The 19,258-nt window shown below is 69.4% G+C and carries 20 protein-coding genes; 10 read left to right on the plus strand and 10 right to left on the minus strand.

Features of this window, described 5'->3' with window-relative positions; genetic code table 11:
- Nucleotides 1-23 precede the first annotated feature (23 nt).
- Nucleotides 24-1,238, minus strand: coding sequence for an MFS transporter (locus tag ABB34_RS04665; protein ID WP_057640087.1), 1,215 nt, complete (start codon nucleotides 1,236-1,238; stop codon nucleotides 24-26).
- A 127-nt stretch (nucleotides 1,239-1,365) separates the two neighbouring features.
- Here ABB34_RS04665 and ABB34_RS04670 point away from each other — a divergent pair, with 127 nt between their 5' ends.
- A complete protein-coding gene (locus ABB34_RS04670; RefSeq protein ID WP_057640088.1) occupies nucleotides 1,366-2,268 on the plus strand; it encodes a LysR family transcriptional regulator in 903 nt (300 codons plus the stop codon).
- 124 nt (nucleotides 2,269-2,392) lie between these two features.
- Here ABB34_RS04670 and ABB34_RS04675 read toward each other — a convergent pair whose 3' ends face one another.
- On the minus strand, nucleotides 2,393-3,349 hold the full coding sequence (locus ABB34_RS04675) for an aldo/keto reductase (protein WP_057640089.1): 957 nt from the start codon (nucleotides 3,347-3,349) through the stop codon (nucleotides 2,393-2,395).
- Between the two features lie 240 nt (nucleotides 3,350-3,589).
- Here ABB34_RS04675 and ABB34_RS04680 point away from each other — a divergent pair, with 240 nt between their 5' ends.
- Both ABB34_RS04680 and ABB34_RS04685 read left to right on the plus strand, forming a co-directional pair.
- On the plus strand, nucleotides 3,590-4,354 hold the full coding sequence (locus ABB34_RS04680; protein ID WP_425478963.1) for a class I SAM-dependent methyltransferase: 765 nt from the start codon (nucleotides 3,590-3,592) through the stop codon (nucleotides 4,352-4,354).
- A gap of 109 nt (nucleotides 4,355-4,463) precedes the next feature.
- The gene (locus ABB34_RS04685; protein WP_057640091.1) at nucleotides 4,464-5,006 is read left to right on the plus strand and encodes a pseudouridine synthase; all 543 of its coding nucleotides are present in this window, start codon (nucleotides 4,464-4,466) and stop codon (nucleotides 5,004-5,006) included.
- Between the two features lie 47 nt (nucleotides 5,007-5,053).
- On the opposite strand, the gene ABB34_RS04690 is transcribed toward ABB34_RS04685, so the two are convergent.
- Together ABB34_RS04690 and hrpB are read right to left on the minus strand one after the other, a co-directional pair.
- Entirely contained in the window at nucleotides 5,054-5,410 is a 357-nt protein-coding gene (locus ABB34_RS04690; RefSeq protein ID WP_057640092.1) for a hypothetical protein, read from the minus strand.
- Nucleotides 5,411-5,714: 304 nt separating this feature from the next.
- Nucleotides 5,715-8,225, minus strand: a complete 2,511-nt coding sequence (gene hrpB / locus ABB34_RS04695; protein ID WP_057640093.1) for an ATP-dependent helicase HrpB — start codon at nucleotides 8,223-8,225, stop codon at nucleotides 5,715-5,717.
- Between the two features lie 105 nt (nucleotides 8,226-8,330).
- Between hrpB and ABB34_RS04700 the strand changes: the two genes are divergently transcribed.
- Nucleotides 8,331-9,125, plus strand: a complete 795-nt coding sequence (locus tag ABB34_RS04700; RefSeq protein ID WP_057640094.1) for a TatD family hydrolase — start codon at nucleotides 8,331-8,333, stop codon at nucleotides 9,123-9,125.
- A 63-nt stretch (nucleotides 9,126-9,188) separates the two neighbouring features.
- On the opposite strand, the gene ABB34_RS04705 is transcribed toward ABB34_RS04700, so the two are convergent.
- The 6 genes from ABB34_RS04705 to ABB34_RS04730 all read right to left on the minus strand — a co-directional run bounded on the left by ABB34_RS04705 (nucleotide 9,189) and on the right by ABB34_RS04730 (nucleotide 14,195).
- The gene (locus ABB34_RS04705) at nucleotides 9,189-9,857 is read right to left on the minus strand and encodes a hypothetical protein (RefSeq protein WP_211258158.1); all 669 of its coding nucleotides are present in this window, start codon (nucleotides 9,855-9,857) and stop codon (nucleotides 9,189-9,191) included.
- Between the two features lie 173 nt (nucleotides 9,858-10,030).
- Nucleotides 10,031-10,969 carry a 2-dehydropantoate 2-reductase gene (panE, locus tag ABB34_RS04710; protein ID WP_057640096.1) on the minus strand — a complete coding sequence of 313 codons (939 nt, stop codon included), beginning with the start codon at nucleotides 10,967-10,969 and terminating at the stop codon, nucleotides 10,031-10,033.
- A gap of 122 nt (nucleotides 10,970-11,091) precedes the next feature.
- Entirely contained in the window at nucleotides 11,092-11,844 is a 753-nt protein-coding gene (locus ABB34_RS04715) for a DUF3800 domain-containing protein (protein WP_057640097.1), read from the minus strand.
- The gene (locus tag ABB34_RS04720) at nucleotides 11,844-12,635 is read right to left on the minus strand and encodes an ABC transporter permease (protein ID WP_057640098.1); all 792 of its coding nucleotides are present in this window, start codon (nucleotides 12,633-12,635) and stop codon (nucleotides 11,844-11,846) included. The genes ABB34_RS04715 and ABB34_RS04720 overlap by 1 nt, the downstream gene beginning before the upstream one ends.
- Before the next feature lie 87 nt (nucleotides 12,636-12,722).
- Nucleotides 12,723-13,676 (minus strand): ABC transporter ATP-binding protein, encoded by a 954-nt coding sequence (locus tag ABB34_RS04725; RefSeq protein ID WP_057640099.1) that lies wholly within the window; start codon nucleotides 13,674-13,676, stop codon nucleotides 12,723-12,725.
- Nucleotides 13,677-13,784: 108 nt separating this feature from the next.
- Complete coding sequence (locus ABB34_RS04730; protein WP_057640100.1) at nucleotides 13,785-14,195, minus strand: hypothetical protein; 411 nt, start codon at nucleotides 14,193-14,195, stop codon at nucleotides 13,785-13,787.
- Nucleotides 14,196-14,280: 85 nt separating this feature from the next.
- Here ABB34_RS04730 and ABB34_RS04735 point away from each other — a divergent pair, with 85 nt between their 5' ends.
- The 6 genes from ABB34_RS04735 to ABB34_RS04755 all read left to right on the plus strand — a co-directional run bounded on the left by ABB34_RS04735 (nucleotide 14,281) and on the right by ABB34_RS04755 (nucleotide 19,257).
- Nucleotides 14,281-15,060, plus strand: a complete 780-nt coding sequence (locus ABB34_RS04735; protein WP_083490067.1) for a ferredoxin--NADP reductase — start codon at nucleotides 14,281-14,283, stop codon at nucleotides 15,058-15,060.
- Nucleotides 15,061-15,320: 260 nt separating this feature from the next.
- A complete protein-coding gene (locus ABB34_RS04740; RefSeq protein ID WP_057640102.1) occupies nucleotides 15,321-16,496 on the plus strand; it encodes a GGDEF domain-containing protein in 1,176 nt (391 codons plus the stop codon).
- 195 nt (nucleotides 16,497-16,691) lie between these two features.
- Nucleotides 16,692-16,862, plus strand: a complete 171-nt coding sequence (locus tag ABB34_RS15390) for a hypothetical protein (protein WP_161808894.1) — start codon at nucleotides 16,692-16,694, stop codon at nucleotides 16,860-16,862.
- Nucleotides 16,859-17,455, plus strand: coding sequence for a hypothetical protein (locus ABB34_RS04745; RefSeq protein WP_057640103.1), 597 nt, complete (start codon nucleotides 16,859-16,861; stop codon nucleotides 17,453-17,455). Before ABB34_RS15390 ends, ABB34_RS04745 begins: the two co-directional genes overlap by 4 nt.
- Nucleotides 17,452-17,649 carry a helix-turn-helix transcriptional regulator gene (locus ABB34_RS04750; protein ID WP_057640104.1) on the plus strand — a complete coding sequence of 66 codons (198 nt, stop codon included), beginning with the start codon at nucleotides 17,452-17,454 and terminating at the stop codon, nucleotides 17,647-17,649. The genes ABB34_RS04745 and ABB34_RS04750 overlap by 4 nt, the downstream gene beginning before the upstream one ends.
- 69 nt (nucleotides 17,650-17,718) lie before the next feature.
- On the plus strand, nucleotides 17,719-19,257 hold the full coding sequence (locus ABB34_RS04755) for an alpha/beta hydrolase (RefSeq protein WP_211258159.1): 1,539 nt from the start codon (nucleotides 17,719-17,721) through the stop codon (nucleotides 19,255-19,257).
- Nucleotide 19,258: the final 1 nt, after the last annotated feature.

Consider the following 19,258-nt stretch of genomic DNA (forward strand, 5'->3'; position numbering starts at 1 on the left):
AGGGTGGGTGCGGAGTGAGGGGATCAGTGCGCGGCGACGGCGATGCCTTCGGCGCGGTCGTCGATGCCGTCGCGGCGGTCCAGGCGGCCGCTGAGCGCGGTCAGGCCATAGGCGGCAACCACCACCAGCGCGCCCAGCCACGGCGTGTGCATCAGGCCGGCGTGTTCGACCACCAGCCCGCCCAGCGAGGCGCCCAGCGCGATGCCGACATTGAACGCGGCGATGTTCAGGCCCGAGGCCACGTCGCCGGCCCGCGGCGCGTAACGCTGCGCCTGCCGCACCACGTACACCTGCAGGCCCGGCACGTTGCCGAACGCCACCGCGCCCAGCGCCAGCACGGTCAGCAGCGCCAGCCATGCGTCGTGTGCGGTGAAGGTGAGCGCGAACAGCACCAACGCCAGCAGCGCGAAGATGCGCTTGAGCGCCGGCACCGGGCCGAGGCGGTCGGCCAGGCGCCCGCCCCACAGGTTGCCGAACGCCACCGACACGCCATACACCAGCAGCACCGCGCCCACCGCGTTGGCGGAGAAACCGCTGACCTCCTGCAGGATCGGTGCGAGATAGGTGAACGCCAGGAAGGTGCCGCCGTAGCCCAGCGCGGTCATCGCGTACACCAGCAGCAGGCGCGGCTGCGCCAGCACCGCCAGTTGCTGCGCGAACGTGGCCGGTGCGCTGCGCGGCAGGTTGCGCGGCACGAACAACAGGCTGCCGAGCAGCGCCACCACGCCCAACCCGGCCACCGCGAGGAAGGTGGCGCGCCAGCCCAGGTGCTGGCCGATGAAGGTCCCCAGCGGCACGCCCGTGACCAGTGCCACGGTCAGCCCGGTGAACATGATGGCGATCGCGCTGGCGGCCTTTTCCTTCGGCACCACCGCGGTGGCGATCACCGCGCCGATAGAGAAGAACACGCCGTGCGCCAGCCCGGTGAGGATGCGCGCGGCGATCAGCGAGGCGTAGCCGGGCGCCAGCCATGCGAGCAGGTTGCCGGCGGTGAACAGTGCCATCAGCGCCACCAGCAGCGCCTTGCGCGGCACCCGGCCGGTCAGCGCGGTCAGCACCGGCGCGCCGACCGCCACGCCCAGTGCGTACAGCGATACCAGCAGGCCGGCCGAGGGCAGGCCGACGTGCAGGTCGGCGGCGATGGTCGGGATCAGGCCGACGATGACGAATTCGGTGGTGCCGATGGCGAACGCACCGAGCGTGAGCGCCAGCAGGGCGAGGGGGATGCCACGGGACATGGGGCGGCCTTCAGCGGGGGAGGGCGCACAGTCTGGGACCGCCACTGTTGCCGAAAAAGCGGAATTGAATCCAATGAATATTGATGGATGGTCAATAATCGGGCATCCACGGCCAGCCCCGGCACCCATGAAAACCACCCTCGACGAAATGCAGGCCTTCATCGCCGTGATCGACGGCGGCTCGATCACCGCCGCCGCCGAGGGCCTCGGCCAGACCCCGTCCGGCGTCAGCCGCACACTGGCGCGGCTGGAGGAGAAGCTCGGCACCACGCTGCTGACCCGCACCACCCGCCGCCTGCACCTGACCGAGGAGGGCGCCGCGTTCCTGGCGCAGGCGCGGTCGATCGTGGCGTCGGTGGAGGCGGCCGAGGAACAGATCGCCGTGCGCCGCGAGCGCCCGGCCGGGCGCCTGCGCGTGGACGCGGCCATGCCGTTCGTGCTGCACGTGATCGCGCCGCTGGTGGCCGGTTACCGTGCGCGCTACCCGGAGGTGGCGCTGGAACTGAACAGTTCCGAGCGCTACATCGACCTGCTCGAGCGCCGCACCGACGTAGCCATCCGCATCGGCCCGCTGGCCGATTCGACCCTGCATGCAAGGCCGTTGGCGCGCAGCCGTCTGCGCGTGCTGGCCAGCCCGGCCTACCTGCGGCAACGCGGCACGCCGAAGAGCGTGGCGCAGCTGGACGAGCATGCGCTGCTCGGCTTCAACGAGCCGGATTCGCTGAACCACTGGCCGTTGCGCGGCGCCGGGGACGCACGGCTGCACGTGCGCCCGGTGGTGGCCGTGTCCAGTGGCGAAACCCTGCGGCGGCTGGCGCTGGAAGGGGCGGGCATCGTCTGCCTGTCCGACTTCATGACCCAGCGCGACCGCGACTGCGGCACCTTGGTGGAGGTGTTGCCGAAGCAGACGCTGGATGTGCGCCAGCCGATCCACGCGGTCTATTACCGCAACACCGCGGTGTCGGCGCGGATCAGCTCGTTCCTCGACCATCTGGCGCAGGCGCTGGCCGAGGCGCCGTTCGCGCGCTAGGCATGCCGAACCGGTTGCGTGTTGCCTTCACCGTAGCTGCGGGGCTTGCCCCGCAGGGGCTTTCCCGGCAACGCCTCGCACGGGGCATGCCCGGTACCTGCGGTATTCGCCGGCTGTCTTCGCCTTACGCCCCGGCGCTGGCCGCATCCAGCTGCGCGACGTCCTGTGCAGACAGCTGCAGCCTTGCCGCGGCCAGCACGTCGTGCAGCTGCTCCACGCGGGTGGCGCTGACGATCGGCGCGGTGATCCCGGGCCGCGCGATCAGCCACGCCAGCGCCACCTGCGCCGGCGTCGCCTTGTGCCCGGCGGCCACGTCGTCGAGCGCGGCGAGGATGCCCAGCCCGCGCGGGTTGAGGTACTGCGCGACCACCCTGGCGCCGCGCGCGCCGCTCTTGCCGGCGTCGTCCGCACTGCGGTACTTGCCGCTGAGGAAGCCGCTGGCCAGCGCGTAGTAGCTGATCACGCCCAGCTCCTGCTCGCGCGCCAGCGGCTCCAGCTCGGCCTCGTAGCCGGCGCGGTCGCACAGGTTGTATTCCGGCTGCAGCGTTTCGTAGCGCGGCAGGTGGTAGTCGGCCGAGACCTTCAGCGCGTCGCGCAGGCGCGTGGCGCTGTAGTTGGAGGCGCCGATCGCGCGCACCTTGCCGGCCTCGATCAGCCGCGCGAACGCGCCCAGGGTTTCCTCCAGCGGCACCGATTCGTCGTCCTCGTGCGCCTGGTACAGGTCGACCACGTCGGTCTGCAGGCGGCGCAGCGAATCGTCGATGGCGGCGTTGATGTTGTCGGCCGACAGCCCGGGGCGCTCGGCCCACTTGGCCACCTTGGTGGCGACCACCACCTTGTCGCGCTTGCCGCCGCGCTTGAGCCAGCGGCCGATGATGGCTTCCGATTCGCCGCCCCGGTTGCCCGGCACCCAGGCCGGGTACACGTCGGCGGTGTCCACCAGGTTGAAGCCGGCCTCGACGAAGGCATCGAGCAGGGTGAAGGCGGTCTTCTCGTCCACGCTCCAGCCGAAGACGTTGCCGCCGAACGCGATGGGAGCGACCTGCAGGCCGGAATGGCCAAGTTCGCGGGACCGTGTCATGCGCACCTCCTTGCCGGATCGAGCGCTACAGCATAGTGGGCATGCCCACCGGCGCGGTTATGGAAGCATTAAGAGTGCGCGTTGGCTGCGCGCGAAGCCCTTGCCGACGCATGCTAGGCTCCGATTTTCCCTGCCGGATGCCGTGCCATGAAGACGCCCGTTTCGCTGCTTGCCACCTGCTTGTTGCTGGCCACGCTGCCGGCCGCCGCGCAGGAACACGCGCACCACGACCACGCCGCCATGCAGGCCGGGCACCAGGCTTCCATGCCGTTGCAGGACGTGCTGGCCGGCGAATGGCGCAGCGACGCCAACCGCGCCCGCGACGAATACCGGCACCCGTTGCAGACGCTGGAATTCTTCGGCGTGCAGCCGCAGCAGACGGTGGTGGAGATCACCCCCGGCGCGGGCTGGTACGCGGAAATCCTCGCGCCCTGGCTGCGCGAGGGCGGCAACTACGTGGCGGCGGTGGTGGACCCGGCCGCGCTGCCGGCCGGCGGCGGCCGCGACTACCAGCAGCGCAGCCGCGACGGGCTGGAAAAGAAGTTCGCCGAAGCGCCGGCGCAGTTCGACCGCGCCAGCATCGTCGCCTACGACCCCGTTGCCCCGGTGCTCGGCGCGCCCGGCTCGGCCGACGTGGTGCTGACCTTCCGCAACGTGCACAACTGGCGCGCCAGCGGCCAGGCCGAAGGCATGTTCCGCGCCTTCTTCGACGTGCTCAAGCCCGGCGGCACGCTGGGCGTGGTCGAGCACCGCGCCAAGGCCGACGTGCCGGCCGACGACAAGAGTGGCTACGTCGGCCAGGCGCAGGTGATCGCAATGGCCGAGGCGGCCGGCTTCACGCTGCAGGACAGCAGCGAAATCAACGCCAACCCGCGCGACACCAAGGACCACCCCAACGGCGTGTGGACGCTGCCGCCGTCCAACAACCACGACGCCGCCGATGATGCGAAATACAAGGCCATCGGCGAGAGCGACCGGATGACGCTGCGTTTCGTGAAGCCGTGAAAAGCAGGGAACGGGGAACAGGGAATGGTGGTTGGCCGCGGGCTTTGAAGTGCGCCGTGCCAATCCGGTTCCGTTGTGACAAGGCGTTTTTCCCGGTTCCCCCGTTCCCATGCTCGTAGCCTTCAACAAACCCTTCAACGTGCTGTGCCAGTTCACCGACCGCAGCCAGCCGCCGCGGGCGACGCTGGCCGGCTTCGGCCTGCCCAAGGGCGTGTATGCGGCCGGGCGGCTGGACCATGACAGCGAAGGCCTGCTGCTGCTCACCGACGATGGCGGCCTCGCCCACCGCCTGACCGACCCCCGGCACAAGCAGGACAAGACCTATTGGGTGCAGGTGGAAGGCGCGCCGACGCCGGAGAAGCTGCAGGCATTGCGCGACGGCGTGCCGCTCAACGACGGGCCGACCCTGCCGGCGCGCGTGCACTTGCTGGAGACACCGCCGGTGCTGTGGTCGCGTGACCCGCCGGTGCGCTTCCGCAAGACTGTGCCGGACGCATGGCTGGCCATCACCCTGCGCGAGGGCCGCAACCGCCAGGTGCGGCGCATGACCGCGGCGGTGGGCCTGCCGACGCTGCGGCTGGTGCGTGTTTCGATGGGGCCGCATTCACTCGGGGAACTGCTGCCCGGCCAGTGGCGGATGGTCGAAGGCTAGACGATCCGCAGGAGCGCACCAAGGTGCGCTCCTGCCACAAGCGGCAATCAGGTGTCGCTGCCGATGTCGCTGGTTTCGTCGAGCACCGTGCTGGATTCGCGGCGGCGCTCGGCGATCTGCCGCGAGCGGGCCTCCAGCGCGGCGTTGTCGCGCCGGTTGCGGCGATAGACCGCGTAGCCGATCAGGCCCAGCCCGACGGCGGCCACCGCGATGGTGGCCGCGGGGTTGCGCCGCGCGACCCGGCCTACGGCACGGCCGCCGGTTTTCATCGCGCCGATGGCGGCGCCGGCCTTGAGCCAGTCGGCGGCGTTGGAACCGCCGCTCTTCAGGCTGTTGCCGGCATGGCTGGCCAATTCGATCGCCCGCTCCAAGGCAGGGCCGGTGATGTCGCTGAACTTGCTCATGGGGAAGTCCTCGAAGGTCCGCGGGGGAGACGCCCAGTGTCGGGGCTGGGGCGTGCAGGAAATGTTAGCCGGATGGGGCCTTGCCAATGGAACTCCGACCTGCGGTTTCACGTCCCGCGTGGTTTTGCCCGATGCATTGCGGTTGCCGTCCACGGGTCGTCCGGCCGCGCCGCACATGATTTTGTGCGGCCCAGCGCTGCTGCCGCGGCGTATTGCCCCGTAGGTGTGGGGCTTGCCCCACACGGGGCCGTACCGGTAGAGCCCCATGCGGGGCGAGCCCCGCATCTACGGCGAATCGTGCCGGTCACGTCCCACGCGGTTTTGCACGGTGGGTCGCGGTAGCACTCCATGGATCATCCGGCCACGGGTGCCGGGGATACCGCCCCTTCATCTCCTTCTTCACCTCGGCATAGGTGTTCTGCCAGAAGTTGCGCAGGTCGGCGGTGACCTGCAACGGCTTGCCGCCGGGGGAGAGCAGGTGCAGCAGCAGCGGCACGCGGCCGTCGGCGATGCGCGGGGTGTCGGCCAGCCCGAACAACTCCTGCAATTTCACCGCCAGCACCGGCGGCCGTGGCGTGCTGCCATCGTCGTCCAGCGCGTAGTCGATGGCGCGCTCCATGCCGGACGGCACACCGATGCGCACCGGTGCATGGCGGTCGACCAGTTGCCGCATGTTCCAGTCGATGGCCGACTTCAGCGCCTCGCCCAGTTCCTGCTCGGTGAGCGCGTCCAGCCGCGTCTTGCCGGCGAAGGCCGGCAGCAGCCAGTCGTCCAGCGTGTCCAGCAGCGCCGCGTCGGACAGGTCGGGCAGGGCCAGTTCCGGCATCCACCGGCGCAGGCCCTGCACGCGATGGCGCCATTGGCGCAGGCCCTGCGTCCACGGCAGCGCGTCCAGCCCCAGTTCGCGCACCGCGTCGGTGAGCGCGCGCGCGGCCTGCGCGGGATCGACCTTTCCGGCCGGGCGGCTGTCCAGCACGATGCGGTCGAAGCCGGTTTCGCGGCGCGCCTCCAGCGCGCGCCTGTCGCCGTTCCAGCGCACCACGTCGTGCTGGTGGAAACGTTGCGGGAAATCACGGCGCAGGCGTGCCTCGTCCACCGGCGCTGCGCGCAGCACCAGCGCGTCGCGCGCCTCGTGGCGCAGTTCGCTGACGACCAGCCACGGCTCGCCGCGCAGGTCGCTGTTGTCGAACAGGCGCGCGCTGCGGCCGTTGGCCAGCTGGTAGCGCAGCGGATCGGTGGCGTGGCGCGCGGCGATGCGGTCGGGGAAGGCATGGGCGAGCAGGTCGCCGAGTTCGTGCGCTTCGATGTCGGCCGGCGGCGTGGCATCGCAGCGCAGGCGGCGGCGCCATTGCTTCGCGGCGGTGTCGAGCGCGGCCAGGGCGCCACGACTGGCGTCGTGCGGGGCACGACCGTTGCGGAATGCGGCCAATGCGCGCCAGCGTGTGGCCAGCGCGTCGCCGCCCTGGCGCAGCGGATCGCGTGCTTCCAGCAGGGCCGCCAGATCGGCGGCCAGCGCCTGCTCGCGCGGATTCGCGGCGGCGACCAGCATCGCCGCCAACCGCGGGTGGGTGCCGAGGGCGAGCATGCGCTTGCCGGTGGCGGTGATGCCGCCGTTGTCGCCGAGCGCGCCCAGCCGTTGCAGCAACTCGCGCGCGGCGGCCAGCGCGCCGGGCGGCGGCGGATCGACGAAACGCAGGTCGTCGCTGCCCCACGCGGCCAGTTCCAGCGCCAGTGCGGCCAGTTCCACCTGCGCCATTTCCGGCCGCCGCTGCGGTTCCAGCCGCTGCGATTGCGGCCACAGCCGCAACGCCCAGCCCGCCGCCACGCGCCCGGCGCGGCCGGCGCGCTGGTCGGCCGAGGCCTGCGAGATCGCCACTGCGTCCAGCCGCGAGAAACCGCTGTTGGGGTCGTAGCGCGGCTCGCGCGCCAGCCCGGCGTCGATCACCACGCGCACGCCGGGCAGGGTGACCGAGGATTCGGCGACGTTGGTCGCCAGCACCACGCGGCGGCGGCCATCGGCGGCCGGTTGCAGCACGCGCGATTGCTGTTCGATGGGGAGTTCGCCGTGCAGGGGCAGCACTTCGATGTCGCCGGGAAGCATGGACTCCAGCGCAGCCAGCACCCGAGCAATCTCGCGCTGGCCTGGCAGGAACACCAGCACGTCGCCCGGATGGTTCTCCAGCGCGTGCTCCACCGCGCGCCGTGCCTGTGCTTCCAGCGCCTCGTCGCGCCGGGCCGGGAAGTGGCTCACTTCCACCGGAAAACCACGGCCCTCGCTGGACAGGCGCGGTGCATCGAGGAAGGCGGCCAGCCGCTGCCCGTCGAGCGTGGCCGACATCACCACGAGGCGCAGGTCCTCGCGCAGCCCGGCCTGCACGTCCAGTGCCAGCGCCAGGCCGAGGTCGGCCGACAGGTGGCGCTCGTGGAATTCGTCGAACAGCAGCGCGCCCACGTTTTCCAACAATGGATCGTCCTGCAGCATGCGGGTGAGGATGCCCTCGGTGACGACCTCGACGCGGGTGCGCGCGGACACCTTGTTCTCGAAGCGGATGCGGTAGCCGATGGTTTCGCCGACCGCCTCGCCCAGCTGCCTGGCCATGAACTGCGCGGCGCTGCGCGCGGCCACCCGGCGCGGTTCCAGCATCACGATCCTGCGGCCGGCCAGCCACGGCGCGTCGAGCAGCGCCAAAGGCACCTGCGTGGTCTTGCCGGCGCCGGGCGGGGCCTCGAGCACCAGCCGCGGGTGCGCGGCCAGGCTGTCGGCGATGGCCGGCAGCAGGGGGGAAATGGGGAACGTGGACGACATGCGCGGCATTGTAGATGCGGGGCTTGCCCCGCATGGATGTTCATGGGAGGGCGCCATGCGGGGCAAGCCTCGCATCTACAATTACCGTCTCCCGATTCCCCATTCCCCCGTCCCATGCAACTGATCGACATCGGCGCCAACCTCACCCACGAATCGTTCGAGCGCGACCTCGATGCGGTGCTCGAACGCGCCCGCGCCGCCGGCGTGGTGCAGATGGTGGTGACCGGCGCCAGCCGCGAGCATTCGCCGATGGCGCTGGAACTGGCGCGGCGCCATCCCGGCTTCCTGTACGCCACCGCCGGCGTGCACCCGCACCACGCGGTGGAATACACCGACGAATGCGACGCGCAGATGCGCGCGCTGCACGTGCACCCGGAAGTGGTGGCGGTGGGCGAATGCGGGCTGGACTACAACCGCGACTTCTCGCCGCGCCCGGCGCAGCGCCGGGCGTTCGAGCGGCAGTTGCAGATCGCGGCCGACAACGGCAAGCCGCTGTTCCTGCACCAGCGCGACGCGCACGACGACTTCATCGCGATGATGAAGAACTTCGACGGCAAACTGGGCCCGGCGGTGGTCCACTGCTTCACCGGCGAGCGCCGCGAATTGTTCGACTACCTCGACCGCGACTGGCACATCGGCATCACCGGCTGGCTGTGCGACGAGCGCCGCGGTGCGCACCTGCGCGAGCTGGTGAAGCACATCCCGGCCAATCGGCTGATGATCGAGACCGACGCCCCCTACCTGCTGCCGCGCACGCTGCGGCCATTGCCGAAGGACCGCCGCAACGAACCGGCGTTCCTGGCGCACATCGTCGAGGAACTGGCGCGCGACCGTGGCGAAGAAACCGCCATCACGGCTGCCAACAGCAGGGCAACGACGGCGGCGTTCTTCCACCTCCCACCGGTCTGAGCGCTTGAAACGAAGCGCCCGGCCTTGGCCGGGCGCTCCTGCTTTTCGTACCTGCGGTGGCGTTTACTTCGCGGGCGCTTCCGGCAGCGGGCCTTCGGCCACCATCAACGCGCCTTGGTTGTTGCCACTCTGGAACACCACCCAGATCGCCTTGTCGGCGCGGTGGATGACGTAGGTATCGGCATCGCTGTCGTACCAGTAGGCATCCCGGATGCGGCTGAACTCCTGGCGGAAATCGTCCACCGCCTTTTCATTCGCCTTGTAGACGGCGTTGTCGAAGCTGCGCTCGCCCAGGCGCACGCCGCCCAGCGCTTCAACTGCCTGCTGGATGTTCTTGCGGACTTCGAACTTGGAGTAGGTCTTGCCGTCACTGTTGTCGATGTTGTCGCTGAACACCTTGCCTTCCACCCACAGCAACTGGCTGCCGGTCCACACCGGGACGCGTGCCAGGTCCTTGCTGCGCTTGCCGAGGTCGTCGGCATCGTCGAACTCGTAGCCTGCCGGCAGTGCGACATACGGCCAGTCCGGCAACTCCGTGGTGCTGACGGGAAGTGAAGTGATGTCGAAGTCGGCCGCTGTGGCGGCGGCCGCCTCCGCGGCGGGAGCTGCCTCGGGTCCGGCCGTGGCGTCACTTTCGCTGGTCGCCGCCGGCGCTGCCGATGCGGCCGGTTCCGGCGTCGCGCTGGCAGCGTCTTCCTGCTTGCTGCAGCCGGCCAGCAGGGTCGCGGTCATGGCAAGCGCCAACAAGGTCCAGTTCTTCCTCATGTATCCATACTCCTCACTGTGGGATGGCGAGTGTAGCGGAGCCCGCATGGTGGGCCCGGATCAGGGCCATTGTATCGGCGCCCAGTGCGCGACGGGCGTATCCGCTTCCGGTACGTGCGCGGCAGGTGGCCTCCGCTCGACTAGCCTGCGCGCTGCGCCTCGTAGGCCTGCAGGTGGCAGTACGCCGCCTGCAGCAACGGTGCGGCATGGCCGGCCCGGCGCGCGCGTTCGAGCATGTCGCCGACGATGTGCGCGGCCTCCACGCGCTGCCCGGCTTCCAGGTCGCGCAGCATCGAGGCCTTGATCGTCGAACCGGGCTGGGTCAGCGCCGTCAGCGCGATGCCCTGCGCCTTCGGCGGGATCGGCTGGCCTTCGTGCGCGGCGGCGGCAAGGCACTCGTCGTACAGCGCGCGCATGAAGGCATCGCCGTCATCGCCGGCGACGATGCTGCCGATGTCGCTGCGCATCAGGCAGGTGCCCGCGGCCAGCGTGGCCAGGAAGGTGTACTTGATCCACTGTTCCTGCGCGATGTCACCCGATGCGACGTGGGCGATGCCGGCGGCTTCGCAGGCGGCCGCGAACGCGGTGACGCGTGGGCTTGCACCATTGCCGTCGCGCTCGCCGAAGGTGATGCGTGCGGGCTTGTCCAGGTGCACGATCGCACCATCGTCGGCCTTGGTCGCGCTGATGAAGCACAGCCCGCCCAGCACCGCGTCGCGGCCGAAGCGCGCGTCGAGCGCGGCATAGTGGCGCAGGCCGTTGAGGATCGGCATCACCGTGGTGCCCGCGCCGACCGCCGGGGCGATGGCGTCGATCGAGCCGTCCAGGTCGTAGGCCTTGCAGCTGAGGATCACCAGGTCGAACGGCCGCTCCCGCGCCAGCGCCGGCAACGCATCGGCGGTGACGTGCGCGACCGCGATGCGGGCGTCGCCGAGCGGGCTGCGGATCACCAGCCCGTCGCGCTGCAGCTGCGCCGCGCGCGCCGGGCGCACGAGGAAGGTCACGTCGATACCGGCCTGCGCCAGCCGCCCGCCGAAATAGCCGCCGGTACCGCCGGCGCCGAGGATCAGGATGCGCATGTTGCTGGCTCCATCGAGGTTTCAGGATTGGACGGGGGTAATGGCAGTGCTATCATAGGCCCCGGATCGGGGATTCTCGGTCGGCATCTGGCTCTGGCGGAAACGCCGGGGCCTTTTGTTTTTCAAGGGAAGCACTTCAGGCCATAGCCGTTGATCTGCCCACCGGGACTCCTGTCCAGTTTTTCGCGGATGACGTCCCAGGCCCGGTTGGCCTGCTCGGGCTTCAGTGCCTGCATGCCGATGGGGCGGGCGACGAGATCGGCAAGTTGCAGGCCCACCGAGTTGCTCTTCTTGTCGCAGATCACCGGCTCGAACGGCATCTTCATGGTGCCGTAGTTGTCGCCGTCGCAGATGCGGCGGAACGCGAGTTCCAGTTCGGCATCCTCGTTGCGTCCACGTGCTTCGCACAGGACGTGGGTAGCCAGGGGCTGACGTTCATGCGCCACCTGCCCCTGCTTGGCCAGCTTGTAGTAGATGCGTTCCAGGCAGAAGCGCAGGGAGACCTCGTAGGGGTTCTCGTCCCGGTTCCGGTCCAGCAGCCTGCGCTTGTCGATGACGGCAGCGAATACCGTCATCGGTGCGGCGGCAAGGACGTCGGTCAGTGCCTCGATGAATGCCTGTTTCTTTGCCCGGTCCCGCAAGGTGGAAAACGGCCCCAGGTCGCGGCGTATGTCGCGTTCGTGCAGGACGACGCTGTCATGACCGAAAGTATCGAACTTCAGCCGCTGCACGGCCGGCACGATGGATTGCATGTAATCGCGCTTGCCAACGACGCAGCAGGAAAGCACGAACAACGGGTAGGCCGGATCGATGCTGGCCATGCCGTGATCGCCGCTTTCATCGACGAAAACGATGTAGTCGCTGAAATCCACCATCAGCTGCGCAGGCCGACGCCACGCCGCAGCAGCCACAGCGACAGCGTGGTGAGCGCGGCGACGAAGCCGAGCATCAGCGCGTAGGCCACCCACAGCGGCACGTCGCTCTTGTCCAGCAGGCCGTAGCGGAAGGCGTTGACCATGTAGAAGATCGGGTTGGCGTGGGTCGCCGCCTGCGCCCAGCCCGGCAGCAGGGTGACCGAGTAGAACACGCCGCCAAGGTAGGTCAGCGGGGTCAGGATGAAGGTCGGCACGATCGCCACGTCGTCGAACTTCTTGGCGTAGACGGCGTTGATGAAGCCGGCCAGCGAGAAGATCACCGCGCCCAGCAGCACCGTGCTCAGGGTCACCAGCGGGTGCGGGATGCGCACCGGGGTGAAGAACATGGCGATGAACAGCACGATCACCCCGACCATCACCCCGCGCAGCACCGCGCCGGCCACGTAGCCCCACAGGATCACCCAGTTCGGCATCGGGCTGACCAGCAGTTCCTCGACGTGGCGGCCGAACTTGGCGCCGAAGAACGAGGAGCTGATGTTGCCGTAGCTGTTCTGGATAACGCTCATCATCACCAGCCCCGGCACGATGAACTGCATGTAGCTGTAGCCGCCCATGTCGCCGATCTTCGAGCCGATCAGGCCGCCGAAGATCATGAAGTACAGCACCATCGTGATCGCCGGTGGCACCAGCGTCTGGCTCCAGATGCGCAGGATGCGGTGCACTTCGCGGCGGACGATGGTGCCCAGGGCGACGAGGTTGCGGCGGGTGTCGGTGGGTTGGGTGGTGGTCATCGTGTCCAATGTCTTTGGCTGCTGCCTCCCGGCGCGGGTGGTGCGTGGAGGCGGGCTTGGTGGGGTTTCGGCGCTGGCGACCGGGGACTACGCGGCTTCCTGCGCGAGGTTGCCGGTCAGGCGCACGAACAGCTCTTCCAGGCGGTTGCTCTTGGTGCGCATCGAGCGCACGCGGATGCCGGCGCCACCCAGCGCGTCGAACACGCGGTTCAGGTCCATCGCGCGCGGCATGTCCAGGTCCAGCGTGTGGCTGTCGATGGCCGCCAGCTGCGCGCCCTCGATCCGCGGCAGTTGCGCCGGCAGTTCGCCGTCGATGTCGAGCAGGAAGCCTTCCACGTCGAGCTTGGCCAGCAGCGTGCGCATCGGCCCCTGCTCGACGATGCGGCCATGGTTGATGATGGCCAGGTTGCGGCACAGCTGCTCGGCTTCCTCCAGGTAGTGCGTGGTGAGGATGATGGTGGTGCCGGCGGCGTTGATTTCCTGCAGCGTCTTCCACATGTCGCGGCGGATCTCGATGTCCACGCCGGCGGTGGGTTCGTCGAGGATCAGCAGGCGCGGGCGGGTCATCATCGCGCGGGCGATCATCAGCCGCCGCTTCATGCCGCCGGACAGCGTGCGGCTCATCATCTGCGCCTTGTTCCACAGGTGCGCGCGCTTGAGCTCCTCTTCGGCGCGCGCTTCCGCCTCGGCGCGCGGGACGCCGTAGAAGCCGGCGTAGTTGACCAGGATGTCGAAGGGCTTCTCGAACAGGTTGAAGTTGATTTCCTGCGGCACCAGCCCGATCAGGCGCATGGTCGCGCTGCGCGCGGCCACCAGGTCGGAACCGAACACCTGCACCTGCCCTTCGCTCAGGTTCACCAGCGAGGAGACGATGCCGATCAGCGTCGACTTGCCGGCGCCGTTGGGGCCGAGCAGGGCGAAGAAGTCGCCGGGGGCCACTTCCAGCGAGACGCCCTTCAGGGCCTGCACGCCGTTGTCGTAGGTCTTGCGCAGATCGCGCAGGCGCAATGCGGGGGAGTCGGTGTCGATCTGGGCAACCATGCGGGCGGGATCTTTCGGATTCGGGCGGGGCATGATTCTAGCGACAGCACCGCCGGCGTAACGTTTGAGCGCAGGACATTGCGTTGCAGCCGTGTTCCGCGACGCGTGTCACCGGGCCTTCTGCACTTGGCTCGCCGCGTCCAGCAGGGTCCGCCGGATCTGGTCGCATGCCTCCGTGCGCCGGCCTTGGTCCAGACCCTGGAATTTCCCGTATTGGCTGTCGTAGCTGGCCCGGTAGAGGAGATCGACCTGGCCGGTATCGAACCCGTCGCGATGGAATTTCTGCCGGAGGCTGGCGAAATCGCGATCGGCCTTGGCCTTGTCGCTGAATTGGCAGGCGACGGCGGTGGCATGTGCGCTGCCGGCGGCATCGGTCACATGCACGCCGTAGGCATCGAGCGGCTTGCCATGTGCGGCCTGCTTGCCCTGCACGGGTGCCGGCTCGTCGGCTCCCATCCCGAAGGCCGGCGCGCATGCAAGGACGAACAGTGCCAATGCAGGCAGGGATTGGCGGTACATGGGCGATCCTGCGGATGGACGGGAGCCGGAGTGTAACGCCCGCGCCGCAGCGGATTGCGCCGGTCTTGTACCATGCCCGTCCTTCATGACTGCAGCAGTGCGAGCATCCGATATGGCCGTCCCCCATTTCCCGCTGACATTGACGGCCCGGCGGATGATTGCACCCACCGTGGCGCACCTGTCGTTCGTGCGTGCCGACGGGCAGCCGTTGCCCTGCATCGCCGGCCAGTTCGTGCAGGTCCATTTCAAGTACGCTGACGGCACCGACGCACGCCGCAGCTATTCCATCGCGGTGGGCCGCGACCCCGACCTTGCACCGGACGGGCGGGTGGAGATCGCGGTCAGCTACGTGCCCGGTGGCGCGGCCACGGCGCTGTTCGAGGGCCTGCAGATCGGCGAGCAGGTCACCGCCAGCGGGCCGTTCGGGCGCTTCTGCCTGCAGCCGGGCGACCGCAACGACCGCTACCTGCTGATCGCCACCGGCACCGGCGTCACCCCGTACCGCTCGATGCTGCCGCTGCTGCGCCGGGCCATCGCCGAGCGCGGCGTGGAGGTGGTGCTGTTGCAGGGCGCGCGCACGCCGGCCGAACTGCTGTACGGCGACGATTTCCGCGCCTTCGCCGAGGCCAACCCCGGCTTCCGCTACCTGCCCTGCCTGTCGCGCGAGCTGCCGGCCGACCCGCATCCCGACATGCGCCGGGGCTACGTGCAGCAGCAACTGGCCGAGGTCGCCCCCGATCCGGAACGCGACATCGCCTACCTGTGCGGCAACCCGGAGATGGTCGATGCCTGTTTCGAGGCATTGAAGGCGGCCGGCTTGCCGGTGCCGCGGATACGGCGCGAGAAGTACGTCAGCAGCAAGTGAAGGCCGCACCGCAGTGCGCCGGCATTGTGTGAGAATCCGGCGTGTGTGGGGCGTGGGCCCGAGTGATGGGGCCCGGTTTTCAAGCCCCTCTCCCATTGCGAGAGGGGTTGGGGTGAGGGTACGGGCGAAGCTGTGCAATGTTTGGCTGCACGAAGCTTCGCCCGTACCCTCACCCGGCGCTTCGCGCCACCTTCTCCCAAGGGGAGAAGGGAAAGCCCGGGCTCGATCAAGCCTTGCCCTCCCTGCCTGCGAGCTTTTCGATGACCCTGGATTTCCCCACCATCGCCATCATCGGCCTGCTGCTGCACATCGGGCTGGCGGCGGGTTTTTCGCTGATCCTGCTGGTGATGCGCGGGCATCCGGTGCCGCGGCTGTGGGCGGCCAGCCTGTGGGCCGGCGCACTGGGCACCACCCTGCTCGGCCTGCAGGGGCAGATGCCGGAGCTGCTGTCGATCGTGGGGCGCAACGCCTTCGCCGTGCTCGGCAGCGTGCTGCTGCTGTGCGGCGTGGCCCTGCACGTCGGCCGTCGCGCGCCGCTGCGCCCGGCGCTGGTGCTGGCCGGCGGCTACATGCTGTGCATCGTCTGGTTCAGCGTGGTCACGCCCGACCTCGGCATCCGCCTGACGCTGTACAGCCTGCTGGTGCTGCTCTGGAAAGGCTGGGAAGTCTGGCTGCTGCTGCGCCACGCGCCGGCCGACATCCGCCGCAGCTGCCGGATCGCGGCGGTGGTGTTCGTGCTCGACGCGCTGCTGTTCCTGGTGCGGGCGCTGCTTCCGGTCGCGCCGGGGGCCGGCGGCGACATCCTGCGCGCCGGCCTGCCGATGAACGTCACCTACGTCGGCAGCCTGATCGTGATGATGGGCCACACCTTCGCGCTGGTGCTGCTGATCGTCGAGCGGCAGATGGTGGACCTGCGCCGGCTGGCGCGGCGCGACGGCCTGACCGGCCTGCTCAACCGCACCGCGCTGATGGACGACGGCCGCGGGCAACTGGCGCAATGCCAGCTGCGGCGGCTGCCGTTCGCGGTGCTGCTGCTGGACCTGGACCACTTCAAGCGGGTCAACGACAGCCACGGCCACCAGGCCGGCGACGCGGTGCTGCACCACATGGCACGCACCCTGCAGCGCAACCTGCGCGGCCGCGACAGCCTGCTGGGCCGCTACGGCGGCGAGGAATTCGTGCTGCTGCTGCCGGCCACCAGCCTGGAGCAGGCGCAGGCACTGGCCGAACGGCTGCGCACGGCGCTGGAGGCCTGCCCGCTGGACAGCGACATCGGCCCAATCGCGGTCACCACCAGCATCGGTGTCGCGGCCGACGTCGATGCCACGCTGGAGCGGCTGCTGGCGCGGGCCGACGCGGCGCTGTACCGGGCCAAGGCCGCCGGCCGCAACCGCGTCGTCTGCGACCTCGGCGTGGAGCCGGTGGCGGTGGCCTGAAGAAGTGGGTGGCATCGTGGGCCATCGCGTTGCAGGTCGAGGCTATACCCCCGACGGCACCGCGCAAAGGCGTCGGGGACAAGGCGTCGGGGGCGTAGCCCCGACCTACGGACATGCCCTGTAAAGCACGCTTGACAGTCAGCTTCGACGCGCGCATCCTCCTGTAAAGCTTCCTTGACAGGCAGGGGTGATGCCATGTGCAGGACACGGAATCGAAAGGACATCGGCGTCGTCTGGCTGGGCGTCGGCGTGGCCTTCCTCGGGATCGCCAGCGCCGGCCAACCGGCGTTCATGGGCGTGGGCATGGCCTTCCTCGGGCTGGGCATCGCCTTCCTCGCCAGGGCGCGGTGGAGCGGCCGCCCATGACCCTGCGCCGCTTCGCCTGGATCTTCGCCGCCATCGCGCTGGGCGCATTGTTGATGGCCGCTGCCGGCCACTGGCTGCTGCACTGGCCGCGCGGTGCCGTGCATGCCTGGCTGGGGATCGGCGCCGGCTACTTGTTCGGCGCCTTGCTGATGCTGCTGATGCCGCGCTGGTGGCGCGAGCATTGCGACGAGATGTATGCGCAGCCGGCCGGGCGCCGCTACCGGCGCGCGCTGTGGCCGATCATGATCGGCTATGCGGTGATGCTGTTCGCGTCCATGACCCTGATAAGGCACGGCATCGAATCGGTGCCGCTGCGCGCGCTGGTGGCGGTGGCCCCGGCGCTGGCCATCGCGCTGGTGATGCGTGCCGCGCTGCGCTACCTGCGCGAGGTGGACGAATTGCAGCGGCGCATCGAAACCGAGTCCATCGGCATCGCCAGCCTGCTGGTGGCGCTGCTGTATTTCGCCGGCGGCCTGCTGGACAAGGCGAAGGTGCTGGATTTCGATGCGGCCTCGGTGATGATCTGGGTGTTCCCGCTGCTGTGCCTGACCTACGGCATCGCCAAGATGGTCCTGACCCGGCGCTACCTGTGAACAACCGCCTGCGCGAACTGCGCGACGCCCGCGGGTGGTCGCAGGGCGAGCTGGCCGAGCGGCTGGAGGTCTCGCGGCAGACGGTGAACGCGCTGGAGACCGGCAAGTACGACCCGTCGCTGCCGTTGGCGTTCCGCATCGCGCGGCTGTTCGAGACACGCATCGAGGATGTTTTCATTCCCGATGTCACATGACGGTGCCTGCCACGTCCTGCATGGGCAGCACCGAATCCGTTCCACCCAACCAGAGGGGCCGTTCCGATGATGTCCCGCAAGACCCGCACCATCCTGGTCGTGGCCGTGATAGCCGGCGTGTTCGGCTACCGCGCCATGCAGCACAAACCCGATGCGCCCGACGCCGCGGCCGGCAAGGCCGACGCCGCGCCGGTGGCACCGGTCGAACCGGTGAAGCTGGGCAGCATCGCCTTCACCCCGTGCAGCCTCAGCGCGCCGATGAGCCGCACCAGCCTGGAAGCGCAATGCGCGACCTTCGAGGTGCCCGAGGACCGCGCCAACCCGGCCGGGCGCAAGATCGCGCTCAACATCGCCTGGCTGCAGCCCGGCGACGGCGGCGAGAAGCTGCCCGACCCGGTGTTCTTCCTCGCCGGCGGCCCCGGCCAGGCGGCGGTGGCGAGCTACCCGATGCTGGACCCGGTGTTCAAGGAAGTGCGCAAGCGGCGCAGCGTCATCCTCGTCGACCAGCGTGGTACCGGAAAATCCAACCTGCTGGCCTGCGGGGACGATGACGACGCGGCCACCGACATCTCGCCGGCGGCGATGCGGGCGCAGGCGGCGCAATGCGTGGAAACGCTGTCGAAAAAGGCCGACCTGCGCCACTACACCACCACCGACGCCATCGCCGACCTCGACGACGTGCGCAAGGCCATCGGCGCGGCGCAGATCAACCTGGTCGGCGTCAGCTACGGCACCCGCGTCGCCCAGCAGTACGCCATGCGCTACCCGGCCAGTACGCGCAGCATCGTGCTCGATTCGGTGGTGCCCAACACGCTGCAGCTGGGCAACATCTTCGCGCGCAACCTCGACGACGCGCTGGCACTGCAGTTCGCCCTGTGCAGCAAGGACCCGGCGTGCAAGGACAAGCTGGGCGACCCGCGCGCCGAGCTCGACGTGCTGCTGGCGAAACTGCGCGCGCAGCCGGTGGAGGTGAGCTACCGCGACGCCAGCAGCGGCGAGCAGAAGCAGGGCACGCTGCGCGCCGAGTCGGTGGCCGGGCTGGTGCGCATGTACGCCTACATGCCGCTGGCCAGCGCGCTGCTGCCCAAGCTGATCCACGAGGCCAACGCCGGCCGCTACGAGAACCTGATGGCGCTGGTGCAGATGGTGGCCGACGGGATGAAGGACGCGATGGCGATGGGCATGCAGCTGTCGGTGGTGTGCAGCGAGGACGGCGACGGCATGGTCGCGCGCACCGAGGACGCCGGCACCGTGCTCGGCAACCGCATGTCCGAGGGCCTGGCGGCGATGTGCGAGGCGTGGCCGAAGGGGCAGGTGCCGGCCGACTTCCACGAGGCGCTGTCCAGCGACGTGCCGGCGCTGGTGCTGGAGGGCGAGTTCGACCCGGTCACGCCGCCGCGCTACGGCGAGGAGGTGGTCAAGACCCTGCCGAACGGCCGCCTGTTCGTGCTGCGCGGGCAGGGCCACTCGGTGCTGGGCGCGGGCTGCATGCCCAAGCTGTTCGCCCAGTTCATGGAAAAGAACGACGCCGGGGCGCTCGACGGCAGCTGCCTGGAAAAGCTCGACTACGTCGCGCCGTTCACCAGCTTCAACGGCGCCGAGCCGTAAG

It is taken from the genome of Stenotrophomonas daejeonensis, assembly GCF_001431505.1.
Classification (GTDB): domain Bacteria; phylum Pseudomonadota; class Gammaproteobacteria; order Xanthomonadales; family Xanthomonadaceae; genus Stenotrophomonas; species Stenotrophomonas daejeonensis.